This is a genomic window from Streptomyces alkaliterrae, from assembly GCF_007097205.2.
GTDB classification, from domain to species: Bacteria; Actinomycetota; Actinomycetes; order Streptomycetales; family Streptomycetaceae; genus Streptomyces; species Streptomyces alkaliterrae.
Map to the genome: position 1 here is coordinate 1 of NZ_VJYK02000524.1, position 2,154 is coordinate 2,154.

Below are 2,154 nucleotides of genomic sequence, written 5' to 3' on the forward strand. Positions count from 1 at the left end.
CTCCCCCGCCCGGGCGGCGCTCGCCGACCGCACCCACACCGCCGCCCGGCGGCGGCCACCGCTACGTGCGGTGAGGTGAGCGCCATGCACCGGGTACTGGTCGTGTGGTGTCCGGACTGGCCGGTGGTCGCCCTCTCCGAGAGGGACGACAAGCGGGCCGAGCCCGCCGACACCCCCGTCGCGGTGGTGTCCGCCGGGCGGATCGTGGCGTGCTCGCCGGCCGCGCGGGCTGCAGGCGTACGCCGCCGGATGCGGCCGCGCGAGGCCCAGAGCCGCTGCCCCGCACTCCGCCTGCGCGAACGCGACCTCGCCGCCGAGGCCCGCTGCTTCGAACCGGTCGCCGTCCACATCGAACAGCACGTCACCCCCCGTCTGGAGATCATCCGCCCCGGCCTGCTGGCCTTCCCCGCGCGCGGCGCCGCCCGCTACTGGGGAGGGGAGGCGGCGCTGGCCGCGCGCACCGCGCGGGCCGTCGCGGAAGCCGGGTTCGAGGCGCGGACGGGCATCGCGGACACCCTGTTCGCCGCGGCGCTCGCCGCCCGGCGCGCCGACCCCGAGGAACGCGTGATCCCGCCGAGGCTGACCTCCGCGTTCCTCTCCCGCTACCCGGTGGGCGTCCTGGGCAGCCCCGAACTCGGGCGTCTGCTGGGCCGGTTGGGAATCAACACACTCGGCGACTTCGCCGCGCTGCCGGCGGACCGGGTACTCAGCCGCTTCGGCCCGGCGGGAGCCGCCGCCCACCGCACGGCACGCGGCCTGGAGTCCCGGGCCCCACACTCACGCACCCCCGGCGGCGGCTGGGCGGCGACCGCCGAGTTCGACCCGCCCGAAGGACGGCTGGAACCCGTGGTCTTCCGCGCCAAGGCGCTCGCCGACGAACTCCACGCCTCGCTGCGCGCCTCCGGCGTCGTCTGCGCCCGCGTGGAGGTCGGCGTCGAACTCGAAGACGGCCGACGGCTGACCCGGACCTGGCGCCACGAGGGCCTGTCGGCCCAGGCCGTCGCGGAACGCGTCCGCTGGCAGCTCACCGCGTGGCGGGCCCCCGGCCCGCGGCACACCGCCGACACACGGCCGGTCAGGCCCGGCAACACCGCCGACACGGCGAAGAACACCGGCGCGGGCTCCGGCGCGGGGGCGGCGAACAGTGCCCCCAGCACCGCCTCCCCGACCGACCGCAACGCCCGGTCGGCTCCGGAACACAACGTCGAGGCGACGGAAGGCCGTTCGGGCGCCGTCCGCCGGCCGGACCACGGCGCCCGGTCGACCCCAGGGCGGGAAGCCGACAAACCCCCGTTCCCGGCCGATCGCCCGGAGCGCACCGCCCATCCACGCCAAGCCGACCCCGACGCGGTAGAGGGCAGCAGCACGGGGCTGATCCGACCCGGCGCCTCGAACGGCCGACCGGGCGCCGTCGCCTGGCCCGGCCACGGCACCCCGTCGACCCCGGAGAATGAGGCCGGCAGGCGGACGATCCGCGCGGGGAACCCGGGGCGCGCCGACGACATCTCCGACACCGGCGCGGGCCGACGCGGCGCCGGCACCGGCACCGGCACCGGCACCGGCACCGATCCTGCCGGGGAGCGGCCCCTGCAAGGGGCCGAGGAAACCGACCCCGAGGCAGCGAACGGCGCTCCCGGCACCGCCTCTCCGAGCGGCGACGGCGGCCCGGCGGACTCAGAGCGGGAAACCGGCAGGCGGACGATCCGCGCGGGGAGCCCGGGGCGCGCCGCACGACCGGTCGGGGGCGGCGGTGCCAACGGCTGCGGCGGCGGTGCCAACGGCTGCCGGCCCGGCCGGGAGGTCGTTGTCCTGCCAGATCCGGGCGGGCGGCCTGTCGCCTCCGTCAACACCTCCGACGACCGGGCGGAGTCCGGGGACCTCTCCCGGCCGAGCATCGAGCGCTCCTCCGGCGACGCGGAGTCCTCGGGCGCGCGCGGCGGCCATGCCGGGGCGGCCGACTCCGTCGGCCTCACCGGCCGGGACGGCGACGGCGACGCGTCCGACAGTCCGACCGTTCCGGGGGCGGGGCGGGACACGGGCCGGGCGGCGCCCGCAGGGTTCGCCGACTCCGCCGCCCCGCTCCGGCGGGTCGGCGGAGCCGGAGATGCCCGCCCCGCCGGCGGAACTCCGAGCGGCGGCGCGGGTGTCGGGGCG

At 78.6% G+C, this 2,154-nt stretch carries 1 protein-coding gene; it reads left to right on the top strand.

The window, feature by feature from the left end; all coding sequences use genetic code 11:
* Positions 1-84: 84 nt before the first annotated feature.
* Positions 85-2,154 (top strand): Y-family DNA polymerase (locus tag FNX44_RS26370; protein ID WP_143651490.1); only part of this gene is annotated, 2,070 nt, incomplete at its 3' end.